The sequence below is a fragment of the Dechloromonas denitrificans genome (assembly GCF_020510685.1).
Classification (GTDB): Bacteria; Pseudomonadota; Gammaproteobacteria; order Burkholderiales; family Rhodocyclaceae; genus Azonexus; species Azonexus denitrificans_A.
This window is the reverse complement of sequence record NZ_CP075185.1, coordinates 3,413,980-3,435,820: the sequence shown is the minus strand read 5'-3', so window position 1 is coordinate 3,435,820 and position 21,841 is coordinate 3,413,980. Positions and strand designations below refer to the sequence as shown.

The following is a 21,841-nucleotide window of genomic DNA, read 5'->3' as shown; positions in this document are numbered from 1 at the left end:
TGCGCCAATCGTTGTCGCGGTGCGCGGCGATTCATGCTAATTATCGGGTTGTCCATTCATTTTCCTTTTCCGACGGCTTCTCCCCCATGTCCCATTCGCCTCTTTCTCCTTCGCGCGACCGGTTGATCGAACGCTTCGGCAGCCGCTACAAATGGCTGGTCTTGGTGGTGGTGGCCCTCGGCACGGTGGCCGCGGTGTTGTCGACGACCAGTTTCAACGTGGCGATCCCGGCCCTGGTCAGTCATTTCGGGCTGGGCCAGGAACGGGTGCAGTGGGCGATCACCGGCTTCATGGGGGCGATGACGCTGGCCATGCTGCCGACGCCCTGGCTGCTCGACCGTTTCGGCTTTCGCCGCTGCTTCCTGACGGCGATTCTGGTCTTGGCCGGGGCGAGCATCGCTGGCAGTCTGTCCGGCAGTTTTTCCTTCCTGGTCTTCGCCCGCATCGTTCAGGGGGCGGCGGCCGGCCTGTTGCAACCCTTGGGCGCCCTGGCCGTCATGCGGCTGTTTCCGGCCGACAGCCAGGGCCGGGCTTCCGGCCTGCTGAGCTTCGGCATCGTGCTGGCCCCGGCCGTCGCTCCGGCCCTGGGCGGCATGCTGCTCGATCATTTCGGCTGGCAGGCGATCTTCCTGATCAACCTGCCGTTTTGCCTGGTCGCCGGCATTGCCGGCCTGTTCCTGATGCCGCGGGCGACCGAACTCAAGTTCGGGGTCTTCGACTGGTTCGGCGTCGCGGTCCTCAGTCTGGCCACCGTGTGCACCGTCGAAGGGGTGGCCAGCCTGCATCACAGCGGCCTGAGCAATCCATGGACCGGGCTGCAGTTCGCCATCGCGCTGTTCGCCCTGGCGCTGTTCGTGCGGCATGCCCGGCGCAGCAAAAACCCCATCGTCAGCCTGGCACTCTTCGCCGATCGGCCGTTCGCCATGGGCAGCCTGGTTTCCTTCGCCTACGGCTTTGGCTTGTATGCCTCGACCTATCTGATCCCGGTTTTTCTCCAGAGCGCGCTCGGTTTCTCGGCGACACACGCCGGCCTGGCCCTGCTGCCGGCCGGGATCGCCCTGGCCATCTGCATTCCGCTCGCCGGTCGTCTGGCCGACCGGCATCAGCCGCAGGCCCTGACGATGGGGGGCCTGGTCCTGTTCGGCATCTCCTTCGTGCTGTTTGCGCTATTCGGCACCCACATCAGCTATCTCGAGCTGGTTGCCGTCACCGTGCTCGGCCGCGTCGGCCTGGCCTTGATCCTGCCATCGCTCAGTCTGGCCGCCCTGCGCGGCATGGAGGTGCATCAGCTCGGTCAGTCGTCGATGGTGATCAGTTACGCGCGCCAACTCGGTGGGGTCATCGGCGTCGCCATCGCGGCGGTCTTTGTCGAGTGGCGGCAGAGCGTCTATGGCGTCACCGAGAGCGGCATCGCCCGCGCTTTTTCGCAAAGCTTCCTACTCCTCGCCATCACCTTTGCTTTTGCACTGGCGGCGGCGAGCTTGATGAAGCGCCGGGAAAAAAATCACTAGACGACTGGTCTAATTGATCGTATTCTGGCGCCATCATGAATATTCGCCACGACGACACGCGCCAGCACATCCTCGATACCGGCTACCGGATCATCGCCGGGAAGGGTTTTTCCGGCGTCGGCCTGAATGAGATCCTGCAGACAGCCGGTGTGCCCAAAGGCTCGTTCTATCACTACTTCAAGTCCAAGGAGCAGTACGGGCAAGCGCTGCTGGAGAGCTATTTCGCGGCCTATCTGGCCGGCATCGATGCCTTGTTGCAGTCGCCCGGCCTGTCGGCCCGCGAGCGGCTGATGTGTTATTGGGAGCGGTGGATGCAAGCGCAGTGCGCCGATTGCGAAGAGCAGAAATGCCTGGTCGTCAAACTCGGCGCCGAAGTCGCCGACTTGTCGGACGCCATGCGCATCACGCTGCGCGACGGCACCGATCAGATCGTGGCGCGGCTGGCCGGCTGCATCGAAGCTGGCGTCGCCGATGCCTCGCTGCCCGCTCTCGAGCCGCAGGCGACGGCGCAGATGCTCTACCAACTGTGGTTGGGGGCGAGTCTGCTGACCAAGCTGCACCGCAACCGCGAACCGATGCAGAACGCCATGACCGTGACACTGAAAATGCTGGCCGGCTGATCGGTTAGCGATGCCCGATGGCCGCGGTTTGCGCGGTCAATTTTTTAAACCGGAACCAGACGACCGGTCTAATTGTCTGGTTCCGGGGTTGCTGATCCTCGCTGCTTATGCGGCATTCGTTGAACAATTCTATCGAAGGAGTACCGCTCATGACTTCCCTGTTCGATCCCATCCAGATCGGCGACATTCAGCTCGCCAACCGCATCGTCATGGCACCGCTGACGCGCAATCGCGCCAGCGCAGGCCAGGTCGCCGCGCCGCTGACCGCCGAGTATTACCGGCAACGGGCGACGGCCGGCCTGATCGTTAGCGAAGCCAGCCAGATCAGCCCGCTGGCCCAGGGCTACCTCGATACCCCGGGCATCCACACGCCGGCCCAGCTGGCCGGCTGGCGCCAGGTCACCGACGCGGTACATGCCGCCGGCGGGAAGATCGTCATCCAGCTCTGGCATGTCGGGCGGATCTCGCATGTCTCGCTGTTGCCCGGCGGTGCCGCCCCGGTATCGTCAACCAATCGCCAGGCCAAGGCCAAGACCTTTACCGCCAACGGTTTTGTCGATGTTTCCCCGCCGCGCGCCCTACGCGACGACGAATTGCCCGGCCTGATCGCCGATTATCGCCAGGCCGCGCGCAATGCCATCGACGCCGGCTTCGATGGCGTCGAGGTGCATGCCGCCAACGGCTATCTGCTCGAACAGTTCCTGCGCGACAGCATCAACGACCGCAGCGGCCCTTATGGCGGCAGTATCGCCAATCGCAGCCGGCTGCTGCTTGAAGTGATGCAGGCCGTCACCGCCGAAATCGGCGGCGGGCGTACCGGCATTCGCCTGAGTCCGCTGACGACGGTCAACGATGCGGCGCGCGACAGCGATCCGCAGGCCCTCTTCAACCATGTCGTCGAACAGCTGGCGCCGCTTGGCCTGGCCTTCATTCACGTCATCGAGGGTGAAACCGGCGGCGCCCGCTTCCCGGCCGATGCCCAGCCGGCCTTCGATTACGCCGCATTGCAGCGCCGCTTCCCGGGGGCGTGGATGATCAATAACGGTATCGACCGCAGCGCCGGACTGGCCGCGGTGGCCAACGGCGAGGCCGATCTGGTGGCTTTCGGCCGGCCGTTCATCAGCAACCCGGATCTCGTCCGCCGGTTGCGCGACGATGCGCCGCTCAACGAGCTGCGGGCCGACAAGCTATACGGCGGCGGGGCCGAGGGCTACACCGATTATCCGGTGCTGGCCGACGTCGTCGCAGCATGATCTGAGGGGGGCGCTAGCCCCCCATCCGGCGGGAGTTGAACAGTCAGCATCCTGCGATTTTTTGACGCTTTTCAGCAGGATCATTGCCCGATGTCTTCCTTCCGCCGTTGGCTGCCGCCGCTCGCGCTTGTCGTACTCTCCGTGACCTGGGGCTATACCTGGGTGCTTGCCAAGCAGGGGCTGGTCTATGCGCCGCCCTTCGCCTTTGCCGCCGAGCGCTGCGTCGGCGGGGCCCTGGCCTTGTTGCTGGCGCTCAAGCTGATGGGCCGGCCGATCCGTCTGGTCGCGCCGGGCCTGACGCTGGCCATCGGCCTGACCCAGGTCGCCGGTTTCATGGCGCTGCAGACCTGGGCCCTGGTCGAAGGCGGCCCGGGCAAGACGGCGGTGCTGATCTTCACCATGCCGATCTGGACGCTGTTGATGGCTTGGCCGATCCTCGGCGAGCGGATCCGCGGCCAGCAGTGGCTGGCCGCCTTGAGCACGCTGACCGGCCTGCTCCTGATCATCGAACCGTGGGACATGCACTCCAGCCTGTTTAGCAAGTTCCTCGGGGTGATGGCGGCTATCTGCTGGGCTACCGGAACCATTCTGGTCAAGCGGCTGCGCTCCCGGCACCAGGTCGATCTGCTCGCCCTGACCAGCTGGCAGATGCTGATCGGGGCGGTACCGCTAATCATATTGGCGGCGCTGGTCCCGGAACGGGCTACCGACTGGTCGGGTTCCTATATTGGCATTCTGGTTTTCATGTCGGTGGCCAGCACGGCACTGTGCTGGTGGTTGTGGATCTACATCCTCGACCGCGTGCCGGCCTGGGAAGCCAGTCTGTCGGTACTCGGCACGCCGGTGGTGGCGATCCTTTCCTCCCGGCTGACCTTCGGCGAAGCCTTCAAAAGCCTCGAGGTCGCCGGCATCGTGCTGATCGGCAGCGGCCTGGCCCTACTGTCGCTGATCGGCTGGGCGGCCAGCCGGCGCAATCCGGTCAAGCGGCCGCTCGCCGCCGTCGACTGAACGAGCTTGCCCCGGCCGGCCTTCCGCTAACGTCTCGCCTGACGCGGGCGGGCCGCCGGCTTGTTGCTCAGCCCCGGCCAACTTGGCTTTGCCATACTCGATTACCCCGGCGCAGGCATCTTCGATCATCGCCAGCATGTGATCGAAGTTCTCGCCGAGCGTCACCAGGGGATCGGGGACTTCTTCTTCGACGAAATTTCGGGCGAATTCCATCAGCAGGTGGATCCGGCCCTGCTGCTCCTCCGTGGCGATGCGCCGCAGGTTGTACAGATTGCCCTTGTCCATCGCCAGGATCAGGTCGAAGTAGTCAAAATCCTGCCAGCCGATTTTTCGCGCCCGCATGCTGGACAGGTCGTAGCCGCGTTCCCGGGTGCGCTGCTGGGTGCGCCCGTCGCAGCTTTCGCCGACGCGGTAGCCGTGCGTGCCGGCCGAGTCCACTTCGATTTTTCCCTGCAGTTGGTGTTGCTGGATCAGGCGCCGGAGCACCGCCTCGGCCGTTGGCGAGCGGCAGACATTGCCCATGCAGACACAGAGGATACGGTAAGGCCGGTTCATGATCGATGGCAGGATTGATTTCAAATCAATAATCGCACGGATGCCTTGGTGCCTGGCCTAAAACCAGATTTCCGGGTAACGCCGGGAGCGGGGAAGGTTGTTGATCAGCAGCGCGACGATCAGCATGATCAACGGTCCGAGCGTCGCCGGAACGAGCACATACCAGAAACTGAGCTGATGAATGTCGGCCGAGCCGATGACCGCGATCAGGGCGGTGGCGCCGCCCGGCGGGTGCAGCGTGCGCGTCGCGTGCATCAGGGCGATGGCCGTCGCCACCGCCAGGGCGGCGGCGAGCCAGGGGGCGAAATAAAGGCACTTCCAGCAGATGACGCCGGTCAGGGCCGAGATGATATGGCCGCCGAGCAGGTTGCGCGGCTGGGCCAGCGGGCTGCGCACGGCGCCGAACAGCAGCACCGCCGACGCCCCGAAGGAACCGATCATCAGCACCAGGTCGCCGTCGGCAAAAAAAACCTGACCGAGTCCGGCCAGGCTGCCGATGCCGACAAAAGCGCCGATCCACGACAGCAGGATTTCTTCATTGCTGACGCGCGGCGGGCTGCCCCGTGTCGTCCCGCGCATCTTCTGCCAATAGTCACGCCAACGGTTTTCAAGTTTCATGCGGTGGGGCCGCTTGCCGCTTCGTCATCCTGCAGGGCTTGCAGCCGGGCCAGGGCGTGGCGCCAGGCGAGGTGGTAAACCGTCCGAAAATCCTCGGTACTGATGTCGATGTAGCCGGAAATGTGGCTCAGCGCATCGAGGATGTCCTCGTCGGAAAGCTCCAGTTCGAGCGCCTGTTCGATTTCGCTTTTGTTCGGGGTCATTTGCTCAGCCTTTCGTAGAGTTTCACCGCCGTATCGACCAGCCGGAGCAGACGGTCGCCTTCGGTAATCACCGACTGGGCGTGCTTCGCCTTGTGGCCATGCGCCAGGTCGGGCTGCAGGGCGCGCATGAATTTATGCCATTGGCCGGCCACCTCGCGTAGCTGGGCCGCCAGTTCGGGAAGGTTTTGCCCACCGCGCTGCAATTCATCGAGGTTGCGCTCGAATTCCCGGCATGACGCCGCGGCGTGCTGCGGGACGGCGGCGGCATCTCCGACCTGTTCCTGAAACAGGAAAAACTTGCCGATCCGTTGCGAAAGCATGCGGTTCCGCCCGGCGATATTGACGTAGCGGGCTTCCGGCGTGCCGGCCAGTTGCTCGGCCTGGACGACCAGCGCATCGGTGGCGCGTAACATGGCTTCGCTCAGGGCCAGAACCTGCTCGCCGTCGGATGGCTGCGCTTCCGCCGCCAACAGGGCCTGGCGATAGCCGGGCCAGATTTCCGCGACCGCCGCCAGGCGTTCGCCGACCTCTCCGGGCTGGCCGAGTTTCGCCAGCCGCTCGAGGTTGCGCGCGAATTCCAGCTCCAGTTGCCGCAGTTTGACCCGGCCCCGGGCCGGCGCAATATCGAAAGCAATCTGGGCCCAGGCGATGCTCAAACGTTGCGACAACATCCGCAGCCGGCCGCATGAATTGATCAGGGCGCCGAAGGACAGACTCTTGCCGGGCTGCGCGCCATCGGTGCGGGGTTTGCGGGAGAAGTTGAGGCGTTGGGTCGAATTGCCGATTTCGGTGTCGAGGAGGGCAGCATTCTGGATGTGTACGTTGCGTCCCTCGACCACGACGAAGCCGCTGTCGCTCAGTTGCCGCAGGTTGCGCGAGAAGGATTCCGGGGTCATGCCGATGCGCCCGGCGATCATCTTCTTGCTGGCTTTCAGCGTGACGGTCGTCTCGCCGGCCAGCCGGGCCCGGTCGCCGGCCTGTTCGAGCAGGTAATCGAGGACGCGCTGGGTGCCGGTCAGGCCGTAATGATGGCCGGTCACATCGAACTCGACGGCGCACTGACGCTCGGCCAGCGCCTGGATGACGCGCCAGCTGAGATCGAGGCTGCGCTGGATCAGCCCACGCAATTTGTGGATGTCGATGGCGACGATGACGCAGGGCGTGATAACCGTGCAGCAGGAAGCGTAGTGGGCGGCGCCGAACAGCTCGCCGAGACTGAGCATTTGCGGCGACTGGACCAGTTCGATGATTTTCTTCGTCGCGCCGGCCAGCGTCGTCGAGCGCTTGACGCTGCCGCTGAACAGCACATGCGCTTCGCGAACCGGCTCGCCGGCCCGATAGAGAACGTGACCGGCCGGCAGTTCGAGCAGCCGGCTGGCGGCGATCAGTTCGTCGAAATGCAGCCGGGCCAAGCCGGAAAACAGCGGGTTGCGCGCCAGCAGGTCGCGTTGCGCCCAGTGGGAATCTCTGAAGCGGGCACTCAATTGACTCTGACCTCGTGGCTTCCTGGCAAAGCGACATGCTAAGCAAAACGGGCAGGGGGCAGAACCCCCTACCTTTTGTCTAGATACAGCGTTAATAGACGTCGTGCTGGGTGTTATAGACGTTGAACTTGCCGGTCGGCGTGACCAGTTTCGGATCGCGGATGACGGCTTTCAGCTTGCGCGTCTTGTCATCGACGACGACGATCGCCGATTCCTGGTCCTTGCCGTTCCACACCGAGAACCAGACTTCGTCGCCGGCCTTGTTGTACTCCGGCTGGACGACCCGCTTCGGGCCGGCCTTGATGCCGGACCAGTCGCTGATCGGGATCAGCTGGCTGCCTTTTTCCAGGTGCTCGATGTCCCAGACGGCAACCGCCTGGCTGACGCCCGGTTCGGGATTGAGCGTCGTGTCGACCCACAGGTTCTTCGACTTCGGATGCGTTTTCAGGAACAGCGACCCGCCGCCCAGGCCCTGCAGCGTGCGCACGACCTTCCAGGCGTTGTCCGGATGCTTCTCCGGATCGGTGCCGATCAGCGAAATCGTTTCGTCGCCGAGGTGGCCGGTCGCCCAGACCGGGCCGAACTGCGGATCGACGAAATTGGCGCCCCGCCCCGGATGCGGCGTCTTGCCGACCTCGACCAGCTTGGTCAGCTTGCCTTCCTTGGTGTCGATGACGGCGATCTTGTTCGAGGCGTTGGCCGCATCCATGAAGTAGCGGTGGGTCGATTCGAAACCGCCGTCATGCAGGAAAGGGGCGGCTTCGATCATCTTGATCTTGAGGTTGCTCAGGTCGCGGTAATCGACCGAGTACACCATGCCGGTTTCCTTCACATTGACGAAAAATTCCGGATTGAAGTGCGAGGAAACGATGGCGGCGACGCGCGGCTCCGGATGGTAGGCCTGGGTGCCGACGGTCATGCCGCGGGTCGACACGATCTTGCGCGGCTTCAGCGTGTCACCGTCCATGATCACGAACTGCGGCGGCCAGTAGGTGCCGGCGATCGCGTACTTGTCCTCGTAACCCTTGGCCTTCGAGCTTTCGACCGAGCGCGCTTCCATGCCGACCTTGATTTCGGCGACGGTGTCCGGCTTTTCCATCCACAGGTCGATCAGGTTGATCTTGGCATCGCGACCGATCACGAACAGGTAGCGCCCGGAGGCCGACATCCGCGAAATATGCACGGCGTAGCCGGTGTTGAGGATGCTGACGATCTTCTTGCTGTCGCCGTCGATCAGCGCAATCTCGCCGGCATCGCGCAGCGTCACCGAGAACAGGTTGTCGAGATTGAGCTTGTTCATTTTCTTCTTCGGCCGCTGGTCGACCGGCACGATCACCTTCCACGACGCTTCCATTTCCTTCAGGCCGTACTCCGGCGGGGCCGGCGGCGTCTGCTGGATGTAGCGGGCCATCAGATCGACTTCATCGTCGCTGAGCACGCCGGAGGTCCCCCAGTTCGGCATGCCGCCGGCCGAGCCGTACTTGATGAAGACTTTCAGATAGTCGAGGCCCTTGTCGAGCGTGATGTCCGGGGTCAGCGCCTTGCCGGTCGCGCCCTTGCGCAATACGCCGTGACAGCCGGCGCAGCGTTCGAAAAAGATGCGCTTGGCCTTGTCGAACTCGGCCTCGCTCATTTTCGGCGCCAGCGGGTTGATGTCCTGGTGCATCGGGATGTTGGCCAGCGGCGAGCCGCCGGCCGTCTGATAGTCGCGCAGCGTGCCATCGCCATGGGCGGCCGGCGCCTGCGCGAAGGCGAACTGAACAGCCAGGGCCAGGGCCGGCAAGGCGGCTAGACGGTAACGCTTGAAATTATTTGAATTCATCACTCCCTTTTCCTCATTGAAATGGACTGCGGCGGGGCACTCTCGCAAGCCCGGCGATTTGCGCTTTGATCGGAATCAAGAGAGGGCCGGGCGACGCATCCAGGCGGCCTGCGCGGCCGGCCGGACTTGATGATGATCAAGCCATGCCGTCTGGCCATCCGATTCGGCCTTGCTGGTCCGGCCGGCGGGTTGCCGGCCGTGATATGAGAAGCGGGTATTCGCTAGCCATTAGTAACTAGGTCTAATTGCTTATAATCGCGCAACAAATCACTTACAAATACGTGGAGACCTATACATGCGGGACCATCAAGCGATCAGTATCGAAAGTCTGCTCAGCCATGTTCCACTGTTCGACGGACTGGCGCCCGAGGAAATCACCCGCCTTGCCAAATGCACCCAGGAAGTCCGGGCAGAGAAGGGAGAAATGCTCTTCCACCGGGGCGACCCGTGCAGCGGATTCCATGTTCTGGTGTACGGCCAGGTCAAGCTGGGGTTCACCTCGGCGCAGGGCAACGAGAAGGTCGTCGAGATCGTGCAGGAAGGGCAGAGCTTTGGCGAGGCGATCATGTTCATGGACAAGCCGTACATCGTTTTTGCCCAGGCGCTCAAGGACTCGCTGCTGCTGCATGTGCCGAAGGCGGTGATTTTCGAGGAACTGGAGCGCGACCATGGCTTCGCCCGCAAGATGCTGGCCGGTCTGGCGATGCGCCTGCACCAGTTGATGACCGATGTCGAAGCGTATTCATTGCATTCCGGCAAGCAGCGCATCATCGGTTACCTGATCGGCGAGCTCGACGAGAAGCATCTGACGGCCAGCGATGTCGTGCTTGAACTGCCGATCAGCAAAGGGGTCATTGCCTCGCGGCTGAATCTGACCCAGGAACATTTTTCCCGCATTTTGCACGAGCTGTCGGAACTCGGCCTGATTGTCGTCGAAGGCAAGAAAATCCGGATCCCGAACGTCGCCCGGCTCAATCTGCACCAGCTCTGAGCCGGCCGATCGCCGAATCCTCAGGGATTGACGTTCGCCGTAGCCAGCCAGGCTTCGTAGCCGCCCTTCAGCGGGCGCACCGTCTGGTAGTCCGCGTCGAGCAGGCGGCGCGCCGCCTGAATCGCGCCGGCATCTTCCGGACAGGCGCAGAGCGTGACGATCAACTGGTCTTTCGGCCAGTCGCCGACCGCATCCAGCAGGCGGTCATGCTCGGCCAGCGTGGCGCCGGCGATGGCGCCGCTTTCGGCGACCATCGCCGGGCCGCGCAGATCGAGCAGAAGCAGCGGACGTTGCGCAGCCTGTGCCGCAAGCAGTTCATCCGGCGTGATGTGCGGTACCGCCGCCAGTTTCCGGAAGCGGTATTTCTGCCACAGCTTCCAGCCCAGCCAGATGGCGACGATGCCGAGTAGCACCAGCAGCGCCCCGCCCGACTGGCGGTCGAGAACGCCAACTAGGCTATGTACTTCCTGACGGAGCAGCCAGCCGGCGGCCAGCGCGGCGCCCGCCCACAGCGCGGCGCCGGCTGCCGCGGCGAGCAGGAAACCGAGTAGCCCCATGCGCAATGCGCCGGCAATCGGTGGCGCCACCGTCGAAAAGCCGGGGATGAACTTGGCGACGACCAGCGAGCCGAGCCCCCAGCGGACGAAGCGGGCTTCGGTCTGGTTGACGCAGGAGCCGGGGTTGATCGACAGCCGGCACAGGCCGGCCAGCACTCGATAGCCAAAGGCCCGTCCGGCCAGATACCACATCCAGTCGGCGAGCACCGAGGCGACGATGGCGGCGGCCAGGATGTTGGCCAGCTGGCTTGGACTGGCGGCCAGACTGCCAGCCAGCAGCAGGGTCGGGACGGCCGGTACCGGCAGCCCGGCCTGCTGCAGCAGGACATTGAGAAAAACGACCCAGACCGCATCGCGCTGCAGAGATTCGCTGATCTGGGAGAGGTCCATCACGTCGCCTTTCGCTTGTCTTCAGGTTGGCCGGCACCCGGCCAAGGGCCAATTCCCCGATACGACCGGCGGGCGGCGACTTGGTTCACAGCGATTGGACGACGGCCGCCTCGAATTTGCCGGCCTGATAGTCGCGCAGGGTCTGCTGGATTTCCTCGGCATTATTCATCACAAACGGGCCGTACTGGGCAATCGGCTCATTCAGCGGCTGCCCGGCAATGATCAGCAGGCGGGCTTCTTCCGCCGCTTCAATGCTCACCGCGGTACCGCCGTTATTGGCCAGAATGGCCATCTGACGGTCGTTGACGACGGTGCCGGCGATACTGACCTGGCCGCGGTAGGTATAGGTGAAGGCATTGTGCCCGGCCGGGATGGCCTGCACGAAACGGCTGCCGGCCGGCATATGGACGTCGAGGTAGAGCGGTTCGGTGACCGGCCGCTGCACGGCGCCGGCCAGCTGCTGGCTGGAACCGGCGATGACGCGCACCCGAACGCCATCGGCATTGACCAATTCCGGGATGGCGGCCGAGGGAATGTCGCGATAGTTCGGCGCGCTCATCTTGTCTTTGGCCGGCAGGTTGAGCCAGAGCTGGAAGCCCTCCATCAGGCCTGCTTCCTGTTCCGGCAGTTCGGAATGGATCAGGCCGCTGCCGGTCGTCATCCACTGGGCGCCGCCCGGTCCGAGCAGGCCCTGGTTGCCGGCGCTGTCGTGATGGCGCATGCGGCCGGCGATCATGTAGGTGATCGTTTCGAAGCCGCGGTGCGGATGGTCGGGGAAGCCGCCGATATAGTCATCCGGATTCTCGTTGCGGAAGGCGTCGAGCATCAGGAAGGGATCGAGCCGGCGCTGCAGCTGCTGCGTCAGCACCCGGGTCAGGCGTACGCCGGCCCCATCCGAGGTCTGAACCCCGTGAACGAGGCGCTCGACGGTTCGCCTGGCGGAACTGGTCTTGATGGAATCGGAATTCATGATGCGCTGCTCCTCGGGAAAGAAGGAGGCCATGCCGGTCAGGGCTGCCTCCTGGTGGCCATGTTGTTTAGGCAAGAATCGCTTCAATCCGTGCCTCGGCTTCGGCAAAAGCTTTGCCGGCCGATTCGGCACCCATTGCCAGGCCTTCGGCGTAGATGAATTCGATATCGGTCATGCCGAGGAAGCCGAGCACGTTCTTCAGGTACGGCACCTGGGAGTCGGCCGGCGTATCGCGATAGAGGCCGCCGCGGGCCAGCGCGACATAGACCTTCTTGCCGGTGACCAGGCCTTCCGGACCGTTGGCGGTGTAGCGGAAGGTGACGCCGGCGCGGGCGATGGCATCGATCCAGGTCTTCAGTTGAACCGGGATGCCGAAGTTGTACATCGGCACGCCGAGCACGATGGCATCGACCGACTGCAGCTGGGCGATCAGCGCGTCATCGAGGGCGACACGCGCCGCCTGTTCCGGCGTGCGCTGCTCGGCCGGCGTGAACAGGGCGCCGAGCGCCGGTTCGTCGAGGACCGGGTGCGGGTTGCTGGCCAGGTCGCGCAGTTCGACGCTGGCGTCCGGGTTTTGCGCCAGCAGGCGAGCCGTCACGGCATCGGCTAGACGGGTCGAGTTGGCACCGGCAGAACGGGCGCTGGCATTGATTTGCAGGATTTTCATGATGTTTTCTCCAGGAAGGTCAGGGTGAGGAGGCCGGTAATTGCTGCAGCCATGAAACGAATTCTATTGATCAATTTGGTGGGCCGGAAGCCGTTCAAATGGGTATTATTGTTCCGTAAATGGAATAGTGAGATAACGGATGAGTCTGGATGCCAACGATCTGATCCTCTTTGCCCGCGTTATCGAGACGGGCAGCTTTTCGCGCGCCGCCGAGCGCACCGGCCTGCCGAAATCGACGCTGTCGCGGCGCATCACCGGGCTCGAGACAAAACTCGGCGAGCGCCTGCTGACGCGCAGCACGCGGCGCCTGGCGATCACCGAGTTCGGCGAGCGGATCCTCGACCACGCCAAGCGACTGCTCGAGGAAACCGAAGCCGCATCGGCCATGGCGCTGCATCGGCAAGACACGCCGCGCGGCGTATTGCGGGTTTCCCTGCCGCCGGATTTCGGCGAACTGGATTTGACGCCGATGCTGCTGCAGTTCGCCGCCGACTACCCGGAAGTGCGCCTCGAACTCGATCTGTCGCCGCGCCGGGTCGATCTGCTCGCCGAACGTTTCGATCTTGCCGTGCGCGCCGCCACGCGTTTGCCCGACGATGCCACGCTGGTCGCCCGCAAGCTCTGCGATCTGCAGAACGGGCTGTACGCCAGCCCGGCCTACCTGGCGCGCTATGGCGTGCCGGCGACGCCCGGCGCACTGCTCGATCACGTCGGCCTGCGCCTGATCGGCGGCAACGGTGAAGCCGTGCCCTGGCGTCTGACCTGCGGCACGGAACACTGGGAGGGGCTGCCCAACGGGCCGCTGGCCGCCAACTCGCCGGGCCTGCAGCGCGACCTGGCGGCGCATGGGATGGGGATCGTCGGCCTGGCCGATCGCTTCGTCGTCAAATGGGTCGAGCAGGGCCTGCTCAAGCGCGTCCTGCCGGAATGGGCGCTGCCCACCGTGACGATCTGGTGCGTCACCCCCGGTCGCCGTCTGTTGCCGGCGCGCACCCTGGCGTTCATGGACATGCTGCGCTCGGCGCTGGCGAGGGGCAACTAGGCGATCAATCGGCGTCTTTTGGCGGCAACGCCTTGCTGGCTGGTTTGGCCTTCAACGATAATCCGGTTTTTCAGCTACCCGGTGCTCAGTCAGGTACCAACCACTCCCCATGAACGAAGAACCGACCCCCTACAAAATCAAATACGAGGTTTATCCGGAAGACGGCCTGTTCGTCGCCCGTTGCCTGGAGCTTGACGTGGCCAGCGACGGCGCGACCGACGAGGAAGCCGTAGCCAACCTGCGCGAGGCGATCGAGCTGTACTTCGAGCGGAACGCCGAGGCTTTGCCACAGCAGAACGACGAGGAGGCTTAGTCGTCGGAGACGTTCGGCGCAACGACCGGGGCAACGCCCGGGCGGCGTTTTAGACAGATGGCCGGCTGCACCCGGCCATGATCGGCAATTCTCAAGTATTTATTATATTTGACACTTTTGCCTTAAATCGCATATGATCTTACTTAGGTCATAGATATGCGTTTTGTCCGGTTGCGGGCAGTTTTCGGTGTTCTTCGTGCAGGAGGAATCATGGTCGATCGTCAATCCATACGTTTTCGCGTTGCCATTATTGTTGCGCTGGCTATCGTCATTTCATTGGGCTGTTTTGCCCTCTTTCTTGACTCGGAAACCCGCCGAATCAATGAACGCGATGAAACCGCCAAGCTGAAAAGCACCAATCAGCTGGTTCTCAACATGATCGCCCAGACCGATGCCACGCTGCGCCAGCAGGCCGAGAATTGGTCGCGCCTGTTTACCGCGACGCTGGCCGGAACTTATGTTCTCGAGAGCGGCGATACGCCGGTACTCAAGCTGAACGGGGCGGCGCTGAACGGTAATACCAGGGAAGTCGATAGCTTCACCCAGCTGAGCAACGGCAATGTCGCCACCGTTTTTGCCCGCAAAGGCGATGACTTTGTCCGGATTGCCTCATCGGTCAAAAAGGAAGATGGCAGTCGCGCCCTCGGTACGCCGTTGGGCAAGCAGCATCCGGCGTATTCGATGATTCGCGCGGGCAACTCCTACATCGGCTGGGCCAACCTGTTTGGCCGCAATTACATGACCAAGTATTCGCCGATCAAGGATGCCAAGGGTGAGGTTGTTGGCCTGTTTTCCGTCGGGACGGACATCACGAGTTCGCTGGCCGATTTGAAGAAGACTGTCCATCAGGTCAAGCTGGGCGAGACGGGTTATGTCTTCGTGCTCAATGCCAAGGAAGGTCCGGCGGCCGGTGAGTTGTTGATCCACCCGGTGCAGGAAGGAAAGAACATCATCGGCTCGGTGGATGGCGATGGCCGTTCCTTCATCAAGGAAATCATCGAGAAGCGCAATGGCGTCTTGCGTTATCCGTGGCTCAACAAGGAGTCCGGCGAAACCCGGGCGCGGGACAAGATCGTGGTTTTCAATGACTTGAAAGAGCTCGACTGGATCGTTGTTTCCGGCAGCTATGCCGAAGAGATTTTCAGTCTGGCCACCCATGTCCGGAACATCATGCTGGTGGCGATTGTCGTGCTGACCATCTTGCTGCTCGGCGTGCTGAGCTTCTTCCTGAACCGCATCGTGATCAAGCCGCTGGCCGAACTGGTTGTCAGTTCGCGCCGGGTGGCCGAAGGCGATCTGACGGTCAAGCTGGCGACACCGCGCCAGGACGAGGTCGGCAAGGTAATGAATGCCATGCACCAGATGGCGGAAAAGCTCAGCGGGGTGATCGGTAGCGTCCGGGCCGCGGCGGATACCATCAACACCGCCTCGCAGAACATGTCGACGACGGCGGCCGAAATCAGCATTGCCACCGAACGCCAGGCCCAGTCGACGGCAGCGTCGGCCGCCGCGCTGGAAGAGGTGACGGTAAGCATCACCGAAGTGTCGAAACTGGCCAAGGATACCGAACTGAGTTCGGAGCGCACCTCGTCGCTCACCAACCAGAGCGTGACGGCGATTCACCAGGCGGTCGCCGATATCGAGTCGATGGCCAATGACGTTCATGCCTCGTCCGATCAGGTCAGCCGCTTGCTGATCCGTTCCGAGGAAGTTGGCGGGATTGCCAACGTGATTCGCGATATTGCCGACCAGACCAATCTGCTCGCCCTCAATGCCGCAATCGAAGCGGCGCGGGCCGGCGAAACCGGGCGCGGCTTTGCCGTGGTGGCCGACGAAGTCCGCAAGCTGGCCGAACGGACCGCCAAGGCGACGCAAGAAATTGCCGCCGAGATCAAGCAGATCCAGGACGATACGCGCTTGACGGTCGAGGATATGCAGGCCGTGACGCCAAAAATCCAGAGCGGCCTGAACAAGGTCAACGAGGTGGCCGGCATGCTCGAAAGCATTGCCGACGAAGCCGGCCAGTCGCGCGGCCGGGCGGTCGAAGTCGCCGATGCGACGCGCGAACAGGCCATCGCCGCCAACGATATCGCGGGCAGCGTCGAGCAGGTCGCCCAGATGACCGAAGAGACCAATGTAACCATCCACAGCAACGCCGAAAACGCCGCCCAGTTGCAGAGAATGGCCGCCGAATTGCGCGATCAGGTCGCCTACTTCAAGCTCTGAATAGCTTCGCCGAGCGGGCGGTAGGCCTACTGCCCGCTCGCAGACTGGTCGCTGTCTTCCGAAAATTCGACATGGGCGATCCAGTTCCGCGTCCGGCGCGCCAGGCGCGCCGCTTCGCTTTCGCCTTCGAAACTCACCGAGGCGTGCTGCAGTTGCACGGAGTCGACATCGTCAAAGGTATTGGTGTTGACCGCTGCGTAGACGCGCCCCTCAATGTCGCTGGTAACCAGCGGAACAACGCCACACCGGCTGCAGATATGGAATTGCGCGGTCTTTGTCGCGAAGGCGTACTTGGCATGGTGCGCCGGTTCTTTGACCCTCACCTTGAGCGCGGCGGAAGAAAGCGTTGCCCAGACGGCGCCATGCTTGGTGCAGAAAGAACAGGTACAGGCCCGCGCCGGCATCTCTCTATCGGCCGCCTGGCAGATCAGGGTGAAGCTGATATTCCGGCAGTGACAGCTGCCCTTGATCTGCCTCGGCGACCTGTCCGGCTTCTGTGGTTCGGCACGGCAGACCAAGGCTACTTTTCCGCCTTGCCGTGCATGACCATGATCGTTTGCTGCATCAGGGCACAGAGGTTCTCTTTGCCATCCTTGACGGCGAAAACTTCCGCCTTGGTGACGATCAGGGTCCGACCGGAGCGGACGACCTGGCCGCGGGCGATCAGCTTTTCGCCGTCGGCGGGGGCGACCAGGTTCATCTTGAACTCCACGGTCAGCACCGAGGCGCTTGCCGGAACCATGGTCATTGCGGCGTAACCGGCCGATGAGTCGGCAATCATGCCGACCACGCCGCCATGAACGAAGCCGTGTTGTTGCTCGATGCCATCCCAGTGCGGGACATGAATTTCGGTACGGCCGTGTTCGACAACCGGCAATGTGGCGCGAATCAGGTGCATGGCGCTCTGCTTGTCGAAGCTGGCGGCGACATTTGCGGCAAAGTCGGGATTGGCGATGTGAGTCATCAATTGTCTCCTGTGTATGAGTTATGAATCGACTCTATAGGGAGGTTGACGTTTACGTCAATTTCAATCGGGTCGTTTTGACCAGGTGACTGCTTGCCAAACGAAACTAGGCCTGATGCTGCTCCAGCCACGCCGACAACGCCTCTTTTTCCAGCGGGCGGGCAAACAGCCAGCCTTGGCCTTCGTCGCAGCCGAGGCGGCAGAGTATTTCCCGTTGCGCCTCGTTTTCGACGCCTTCGGCGGTGATCTGCATGCCCTGGCTGTGCCCGAGGCCGATCACCATGCGGGCGATGCTGTCATCGCTTTCGATTTCCTGGATGAAGCTACGGTCGATCTTCAGACGGTGCGCCGGCAGTTTGCGCAGGACGCTCAAGGAGGAGAAGCCGGTACCGAAGTCATCGATGGCGATCTTGACGCCGAGGGCGACAATCTCGCCGAGCAGTTGCTGGATCAGCGCGAGGTCTTCGGCGGCCATCGACTCGGTTATTTCGAGTTCGACCTGTGCCGGCGGGACTGCCGCGTCGCTCAGCGCACTGCGCAGCACATCGACGAAATCGGGTTCGCGCAGTTGGGCTTGCGAGACGTTGATCGCCATGGTCAGGCCGAGATGGCCGGCGGCGCGCAGGCGTGCCAGCTTGTTGCAGGCGGTGCGCAGCACGAAGGTGCCGATGGCGACCATCATGCCCGATTGTTCGGCCAGCGGAATGAAGCGGTCGGGCGGCACCAACTGACCGTCCAGCCGACGCCAGCGGAGCAGGGCTTCCATGCCGCTCGGCCGGCCATCGGCCAGGTTCAGCTTGGGTTGGTACACCATAAAGAACAGGTGCGATTCGAAGGCTTCATGCAGCCCGCTGAGCAGGCGCATGCGTTCGCGGGCGTCCTGGCCCATCGACTGCGAAAAATAGCTGCTGCTGCCGCGCTGGCGGATTTTCGCCTGCTTCAGTGCAACGTGGGCATCCTTCAACAGTTCGGGACTGTTGCGCTGCATGTCGCCGAGCCGGACCAGGCCGATCGTTGCGCTGATGCGCAGGCGTTCGCCCATGACCCGAAAGGCCTCGGTGAAGACTTCCTGCAGATGCTCGGGTTGCACTTCGCTGGCGGGGCCGAGCACGCCAAAGATGTCGCTACCCAGTCGGGCGATGCCGCTTCGCGGCAATTTCGCCTGCAGCCGCTCGGCCACGGCGTGCAGCATGGCGTCGCCAAATTCATGGCTCAAGGTGTCGTTGATGATCGAGAAATCATCGATGTCGATGACCGCCAGCGTCGACCCGGCGCGATCCAGTTCCGGGTCGGCCAGTTGTTCGAGCAGGCGGTTGAGATTGGGGATGCGCAGCATCGGATCGACAAACGCCTGATCGACCAGCCGACCGTAGAGCAGCACGTTCTCGAAGCCGACCGCCATGCTGGCGCAAAAGACTTCGAGCAAATGCCGGTCGAGGTCTTCCAGCTTGCGTGCGATGCGGACGTAGGCGGCCAGCCCGCGCCCCCCTTCGGTGGCGAAATAGAGCAGCAGGTCGGGTTCGTAGATGCTGCGTTTTTCCTTCAGGCATTGTTCGAGCGCCTGCTGCACGGCAGGGTCTTGCAGTTCATGCAGCGGACAGGGAACCTGGCTACTGAATTGGCCGGCGGCCGCGATGATGCGGGCCGGCTCGTCGCTGTTTTCCAGACCGGCCTGGGCGCAGATCAGGCCTTCCGGCTCGATATTGAGCAAGGCGCAAAGCTGGCTGACGACGCCTTGCGCCAGCATCTTCATGCCATGCAGCTTGGTCAGCTCGGTGCTGGCCTTGACCACCAGTTCGAGGCCGCGCCGCATCGCTTCGTGGGCCCGCATCTGCTGGTAGGCGCGGATGGCGGTGGTCAGACTGGTGAATAGCCGGACCCGGGTCAGTTCCGACTTGGTCTTGTAGTCGTTGATATCGTAGCTGCGTATCGTCTCCAACTCCGGGGCGTAGCCGGGCTGGCCGGTGCGCAGGATGATCCGCAAGGCGCTCCGCTTGAGCTTCTCGCGGACGTAGTAGACCACTTTCAGGCCGGCATCTTCCGACTCCATCACCACATCGAGCAGCACGACGGCGAACCCGTCGTCGGCCGCCACCAGTTCGCAGGCCTGCTGCCCGGAGTGGGCGTGGACCAGTTCGAGCGAACGCCCCTCGATGCTCAGACCGCGCAGGGCGAGTTCGGTGGCGGTATGCACATCCTTGTCGTCATCGACGACGAGAATTTTCCAGCTACTGCTGCTGCGCTCTTCAACCAGCGCTTCGCTGTCGTCTTCGATGTCCATCAGCGGGTCATCGAGGGAAATCGGGGAGTCGCTATTCATGGCAATACTCTTTCAGGCAATGCGTTGAGGCGTTCGGCTGGCGGCTGGGTCGGCGCTTGTGCTGGTCGGGGCATGCAGCGGCAGTTCGATGATGACGGTGGCGCCGTGGCCGAATTGGCTTTCGATGCGCACGCTGCCGCCGAGCAGTTCGGTAATCAGCGAGTAGACGATGTGCAGACCGAGTCCGGAGCCGCCTCGGCCGAGCTTGGTCGTGAAGAAGGGGTCGAAGATGCGCGGCAAATGTTTGGGATCGATGCCGATGCCGTCGTCGCTCACCCGGATGCCGACCCGGTCGTTGGCCTGCCGGCGAGCGGAAATGATCATGTTGCCGCTGTCGCGCCCTTCAAAGGCATGGATCACGGCGTTGTTGACGATGTTCATCAGGACCTGGGTCAGCGGGCCGGGGTAGCTGTCCATGCGAATCCCCGAGCCGATATCTTCGCTCAGCGTGACGTGGCTCCGGCGCAGCATCGGACTCAGTGTCAGTTGCAGTTCGTGCAGCACCTCGGCGAGTTCGAAGGGGCGGCGCTGGTAGCTCGACTGGTCGACCGCCACTTGCTTGAAGCTGCTGATCAATTCGGCGGCGCGTTGCAGGTTGCGCTCGATGACCAGCGTCGACTCGCGGCAGTCGCCGACAAAGCGATCCAGTACCGAGCGGCGCAGGCCCTCCGCGATGGCGGCTTCGAAAGCCTGGCACTGATCGCTCATCGTGCTGGCGACCATCACCGCGTTGCCGATCGGCGTGTTCAGTTCGTGCGCCACGCCGGCGACCAGGGAACCCAGTCCGGCCAGCTTCTCGGAACGCACCAGATCGTCCTGGGTGCGCCGCAAATCGGCGATGGCATTTTGCAAGGAATGCGTTCTTTCCTCGACGCGGCTTTCCAGCGTCTGGTTGAGCGCTTCCAGTTCGGCCTGCGCAACCCGTCGCTCGGTGATGTCGTAAAAACTGGCCAGCATGCTGTCGCCGATCAGCGCATTGCCGATCAGGACGCTGCGGTCTTCACCGTTCTTGCAGCGTACCTTGGCTTCGATCGGCTTCATTTCGCTGCCATCGCGCAGCATCTTGGCCAGGCTGCTTTCCCAGATGCCTTTTATTTCGGCCCGATAGGCCGGGTCGGGGTAGGCCAGGCAACCCCAGTGCACGATATCGGGCACGTCTTCCAGCTCGTAGCCGAATAGTTGCGAGAACTGGTGGCTGATTGCGCCGACGCGGCCATCCGGTGTGAACAGAGCGAGCGGTATCGGCGATTGCTCGAACAACTGGCGGAAACGCAGTTCGCTTTCCTGCAAGGCCAGGGCAGCTCGGTTGGTCTCGGTCACGTCGCGGAGCACCGAAATGTAGCGCGTGCGCCCGGTCAAGCCGGCGCGCTGGTTGCTCATCGCCGGATTGAGGGTGACTTCGGAGGTGACCAGACGACCATCGGCTCGGCGGTGGTTCCAGAGAAAACGTTGCATCCGGCCGGCCATTGCTTCGTCCATCAGATGCTTGGCATGTTCCGCTGACTTCTCGCCATCAGCCTGATGTTCCGGCGACAGCTCGGCCGGGTGTTTGCCGATCAGGCTGGCGCGCGGCAGGCCGTAGAGATGCTCGGCCGCCTGGTTGCATTCGATGATCCGGTAATCCTCGACGAGCATCATCGCATCGTTCGAGCTTTCAACCATTTCGCGGAATTCCCGGAGCTGGGCAGTGGCCTCCTGCAGCGCCTGGTCGACCTGGCGTTGCGCCGTGACGTCCTGGTAATTGATGACTATCCAGGTCTGGCCTTCGATATCGATGCGGCGAGCCCAGATGATGACCTGGCGGATCGAGCCATCGGCATGGCGCAATTCGCTTTCGATGCTCTGGATGCATTTCGATTGGTTCGCCAGAAGCAGCAGATTGCGACGTTTTTCCGGGTCTACCCATAAATTGAAGCTCAGGCTGCTTTTTCCCTGAACCTGCTGCTCAGGGTAGCCGAATGCTTCGCACCAAGCCTGGTTCCAGAAAGACTTCAAAGCCCGATCGTCACCTTCGAGAATCGAACACGACATCGGCAGCGGTGCGCTGTCGAACAGCGTGACAAAGCTATTCTCGCCTTCGGCGAGGTAATCCCGGATGCGTCCGCCGCCTTCGCCAAGCAGCCGGCCGGGTGGGGCTTTAGCATTTTTTGGTGATTCGGATGCAGTCATTTAACAGATTGCCGAATTTAATATTATTGCCAGTTTCGCATTATGACCTTGACGCCGCAAGTGTTTTTTCCAGGGGGCCGGATATCTGGAACGAGTTTGTCCTGGTGGGCCGCAAGACCCCGGGCCCGACGTTTTATTGGGAATCCCCGGACTGGCGG

20 protein-coding genes are annotated in these 21,841 nt (G+C 62.8%); 8 read left to right on the top strand and 12 right to left on the bottom strand.

The features are described 5' to 3' along the window. Positions 1-86 precede the first annotated feature (86 nt). The 4 genes from KI611_RS16520 to KI611_RS16505 all read left to right on the top strand — a co-directional run bounded on the left by KI611_RS16520 (position 87) and on the right by KI611_RS16505 (position 4,392). Entirely contained in the window at positions 87-1,511 is a 1,425-nt protein-coding gene (locus KI611_RS16520; RefSeq protein WP_226416744.1) for a DHA2 family efflux MFS transporter permease subunit, read from the top strand. A 35-nt stretch (positions 1,512-1,546) separates the two neighbouring features. After that, positions 1,547-2,131 carry a TetR/AcrR family transcriptional regulator gene (locus KI611_RS16515; RefSeq protein WP_226416743.1) on the top strand — a complete coding sequence of 195 codons (585 nt, stop codon included), beginning with the start codon at positions 1,547-1,549 and terminating at the stop codon, positions 2,129-2,131. 149 nt (positions 2,132-2,280) lie between these two features. Continuing rightward, on the top strand, positions 2,281-3,384 hold the full coding sequence (locus KI611_RS16510) for an alkene reductase (protein WP_226416742.1): 1,104 nt from the start codon (positions 2,281-2,283) through the stop codon (positions 3,382-3,384). A gap of 90 nt (positions 3,385-3,474) precedes the next feature. Continuing rightward, positions 3,475-4,392 (top strand): DMT family transporter, encoded by a 918-nt coding sequence (locus tag KI611_RS16505; RefSeq protein ID WP_226416741.1) that lies wholly within the window; start codon positions 3,475-3,477, stop codon positions 4,390-4,392. On the opposite strand, the gene KI611_RS16500 is transcribed toward KI611_RS16505, so the two are convergent. The 5 genes from KI611_RS16500 to KI611_RS16480 form a co-directional block, all read right to left on the bottom strand. Beyond that, a complete protein-coding gene (locus tag KI611_RS16500) occupies positions 4,321-4,971 on the bottom strand; it encodes a low molecular weight protein-tyrosine-phosphatase (RefSeq protein WP_226416740.1) in 651 nt (216 codons plus the stop codon). The genes KI611_RS16505 and KI611_RS16500 overlap by 72 nt on opposite strands. 33 nt (positions 4,972-5,004) lie before the next feature. After that, positions 5,005-5,565, bottom strand: a complete 561-nt coding sequence (locus tag KI611_RS16495; protein WP_226416739.1) for an HPP family protein — start codon at positions 5,563-5,565, stop codon at positions 5,005-5,007. After that, a complete protein-coding gene (locus tag KI611_RS16490) occupies positions 5,562-5,768 on the bottom strand; it encodes a hypothetical protein (protein WP_226416738.1) in 207 nt (68 codons plus the stop codon). Before KI611_RS16490 ends, KI611_RS16495 begins: the two co-directional genes overlap by 4 nt. Further along, positions 5,765-7,252, bottom strand: coding sequence for a type IV pili methyl-accepting chemotaxis transducer N-terminal domain-containing protein (locus KI611_RS16485; protein ID WP_226416737.1), 1,488 nt, complete (start codon positions 7,250-7,252; stop codon positions 5,765-5,767). Before KI611_RS16485 ends, KI611_RS16490 begins: the two co-directional genes overlap by 4 nt. Before the next feature lie 91 nt (positions 7,253-7,343). Further along, positions 7,344-9,074: a nitrite reductase gene (locus tag KI611_RS16480; RefSeq protein WP_319002304.1), complete on the bottom strand. Its 1,731-nt coding sequence runs from the start codon at positions 9,072-9,074 to the stop codon at positions 7,344-7,346. 295 nt (positions 9,075-9,369) lie between these two features. On the opposite strand from KI611_RS16480, the gene KI611_RS16475 reads away from it, so the two are divergent. Beyond that, positions 9,370-10,065 carry a Crp/Fnr family transcriptional regulator gene (locus KI611_RS16475; protein ID WP_226416736.1) on the top strand — a complete coding sequence of 232 codons (696 nt, stop codon included), beginning with the start codon at positions 9,370-9,372 and terminating at the stop codon, positions 10,063-10,065. Between the two features lie 20 nt (positions 10,066-10,085). On the opposite strand, the gene KI611_RS16470 is transcribed toward KI611_RS16475, so the two are convergent. The 3 genes from KI611_RS16470 to KI611_RS16460 all read right to left on the bottom strand — a co-directional run bounded on the left by KI611_RS16470 (position 10,086) and on the right by KI611_RS16460 (position 12,649). Further along, positions 10,086-11,012 carry a VTT domain-containing protein gene (locus KI611_RS16470; protein WP_226416735.1) on the bottom strand — a complete coding sequence of 309 codons (927 nt, stop codon included), beginning with the start codon at positions 11,010-11,012 and terminating at the stop codon, positions 10,086-10,088. An 85-nt stretch (positions 11,013-11,097) separates the two neighbouring features. Continuing rightward, entirely contained in the window at positions 11,098-11,982 is an 885-nt protein-coding gene (locus KI611_RS16465) for a pirin family protein (RefSeq protein ID WP_226419934.1), read from the bottom strand. Positions 11,983-12,049: 67 nt separating this feature from the next. Further along, on the bottom strand, positions 12,050-12,649 hold the full coding sequence (locus KI611_RS16460) for an FMN-dependent NADH-azoreductase (RefSeq protein WP_226416734.1): 600 nt from the start codon (positions 12,647-12,649) through the stop codon (positions 12,050-12,052). A 139-nt stretch (positions 12,650-12,788) separates the two neighbouring features. Here KI611_RS16460 and KI611_RS16455 point away from each other — a divergent pair, with 139 nt between their 5' ends. From KI611_RS16455 to KI611_RS16445, 3 genes are all read left to right on the top strand, one after another. After that, the gene (locus KI611_RS16455; protein WP_226416733.1) at positions 12,789-13,691 is read left to right on the top strand and encodes a LysR family transcriptional regulator; all 903 of its coding nucleotides are present in this window, start codon (positions 12,789-12,791) and stop codon (positions 13,689-13,691) included. Positions 13,692-13,800: 109 nt separating this feature from the next. After that, positions 13,801-14,004 carry a type II toxin-antitoxin system HicB family antitoxin gene (locus tag KI611_RS16450; RefSeq protein ID WP_226416732.1) on the top strand — a complete coding sequence of 68 codons (204 nt, stop codon included), beginning with the start codon at positions 13,801-13,803 and terminating at the stop codon, positions 14,002-14,004. Positions 14,005-14,214: 210 nt separating this feature from the next. Further along, positions 14,215-16,230 carry a methyl-accepting chemotaxis protein gene (locus tag KI611_RS16445; RefSeq protein WP_226416731.1) on the top strand — a complete coding sequence of 672 codons (2,016 nt, stop codon included), beginning with the start codon at positions 14,215-14,217 and terminating at the stop codon, positions 16,228-16,230. 26 nt (positions 16,231-16,256) lie between these two features. On the opposite strand, the gene KI611_RS16440 is transcribed toward KI611_RS16445, so the two are convergent. The 4 genes from KI611_RS16440 to KI611_RS16425 all read right to left on the bottom strand — a co-directional run bounded on the left by KI611_RS16440 (position 16,257) and on the right by KI611_RS16425 (position 21,683). Next, positions 16,257-16,748 (bottom strand): GFA family protein, encoded by a 492-nt coding sequence (locus tag KI611_RS16440; protein ID WP_226416730.1) that lies wholly within the window; start codon positions 16,746-16,748, stop codon positions 16,257-16,259. 2 nt (positions 16,749-16,750) lie between these two features. Beyond that, positions 16,751-17,194, bottom strand: a complete 444-nt coding sequence (locus tag KI611_RS16435) for a PaaI family thioesterase (RefSeq protein WP_226416729.1) — start codon at positions 17,192-17,194, stop codon at positions 16,751-16,753. Between the two features lie 106 nt (positions 17,195-17,300). Next, positions 17,301-19,514, bottom strand: coding sequence for an EAL domain-containing protein (locus KI611_RS16430; protein ID WP_226416728.1), 2,214 nt, complete (start codon positions 19,512-19,514; stop codon positions 17,301-17,303). A 12-nt stretch (positions 19,515-19,526) separates the two neighbouring features. Beyond that, entirely contained in the window at positions 19,527-21,683 is a 2,157-nt protein-coding gene (locus tag KI611_RS16425) for a PAS domain S-box protein (RefSeq protein ID WP_226416727.1), read from the bottom strand. Positions 21,684-21,841: the final 158 nt, after the last annotated feature.

What these genes read in the sequence shown, in the direction of transcription:
- KI611_RS16480 (WP_319002304.1), bottom strand. Translation starts at nt 9,074, where the DNA reads ATGAATTCAAATAATTTCAAGCGTTACCGTCTAGCCGCCTTGCCGGCC.
- KI611_RS16435 (WP_226416729.1), bottom strand. Translation starts at nt 17,194, where the DNA reads ATGACTCACATCGCCAATCCCGACTTTGCCGCAAATGTCGCCGCCAGC.
- KI611_RS16445 (WP_226416731.1), top strand. Translation starts at nt 14,215, where the DNA reads ATGGTCGATCGTCAATCCATACGTTTTCGCGTTGCCATTATTGTTGCG.
- KI611_RS16510 (WP_226416742.1), top strand. Translation starts at nt 2,281, where the DNA reads ATGACTTCCCTGTTCGATCCCATCCAGATCGGCGACATTCAGCTCGCC.
- KI611_RS16430 (WP_226416728.1), bottom strand. Translation starts at nt 19,514, where the DNA reads ATGAATAGCGACTCCCCGATTTCCCTCGATGACCCGCTGATGGACATC.
- KI611_RS16470 (WP_226416735.1), bottom strand. Translation starts at nt 11,012, where the DNA reads ATGGACCTCTCCCAGATCAGCGAATCTCTGCAGCGCGATGCGGTCTGG.
- KI611_RS16425 (WP_226416727.1), bottom strand. Translation starts at nt 21,683, where the DNA reads ATGACTGCATCCGAATCACCAAAAAATGCTAAAGCCCCACCCGGCCGG.
- KI611_RS16475 (WP_226416736.1), top strand. Translation starts at nt 9,370, where the DNA reads ATGCGGGACCATCAAGCGATCAGTATCGAAAGTCTGCTCAGCCATGTT.
- KI611_RS16515 (WP_226416743.1), top strand. Translation starts at nt 1,547, where the DNA reads ATGAATATTCGCCACGACGACACGCGCCAGCACATCCTCGATACCGGC.
- KI611_RS16495 (WP_226416739.1), bottom strand. Translation starts at nt 5,565, where the DNA reads ATGAAACTTGAAAACCGTTGGCGTGACTATTGGCAGAAGATGCGCGGG.
- KI611_RS16460 (WP_226416734.1), bottom strand. Translation starts at nt 12,649, where the DNA reads ATGAAAATCCTGCAAATCAATGCCAGCGCCCGTTCTGCCGGTGCCAAC.
- KI611_RS16490 (WP_226416738.1), bottom strand. Translation starts at nt 5,768, where the DNA reads ATGACCCCGAACAAAAGCGAAATCGAACAGGCGCTCGAACTGGAGCTT.
- KI611_RS16465 (WP_226419934.1), bottom strand. Translation starts at nt 11,982, where the DNA reads ATGAATTCCGATTCCATCAAGACCAGTTCCGCCAGGCGAACCGTCGAG.
- KI611_RS16450 (WP_226416732.1), top strand. Translation starts at nt 13,801, where the DNA reads ATGAACGAAGAACCGACCCCCTACAAAATCAAATACGAGGTTTATCCG.
- KI611_RS16520 (WP_226416744.1), top strand. Translation starts at nt 87, where the DNA reads ATGTCCCATTCGCCTCTTTCTCCTTCGCGCGACCGGTTGATCGAACGC.
- KI611_RS16505 (WP_226416741.1), top strand. Translation starts at nt 3,475, where the DNA reads ATGTCTTCCTTCCGCCGTTGGCTGCCGCCGCTCGCGCTTGTCGTACTC.
- KI611_RS16455 (WP_226416733.1), top strand. Translation starts at nt 12,789, where the DNA reads ATGAGTCTGGATGCCAACGATCTGATCCTCTTTGCCCGCGTTATCGAG.